A 218-nucleotide genomic window follows, 5' to 3' on the forward strand; every position below is an offset into this window, starting at 1 on the left:
TGGTGAAACTGAATCTGTACTTACAAGCGTGACGGCTACTGTTTCTGCTAAAGACGCAGGCAGTTATGTTCATACTGCATCAGGTACAGACAAGAACTACGATCTGACCTTTGTTGATGGTGCATTGGATATTGCCAAAGCCAAAGCGACTGTGACTGCGAATAGTTTAAACACTGTATATAACGGTAAAGATCAAACAGCATCAGGCTTTACAGCAA

At 42.2% G+C, this 218-nt stretch carries 1 protein-coding gene; it reads left to right on the forward strand.

What is annotated here, in order from left to right; all coding sequences use genetic code 11:
- The coding region (locus ACINWC743_RS21910; protein ID WP_009587029.1) for an MBG domain-containing protein at positions 1-218 on the forward strand (218 nt) is incomplete at both ends.

The organism is Acinetobacter sp. WC-743 (genome assembly GCF_000335555.1).
Classification (GTDB): domain Bacteria; phylum Pseudomonadota; class Gammaproteobacteria; order Pseudomonadales; family Moraxellaceae; genus Acinetobacter; species Acinetobacter bereziniae.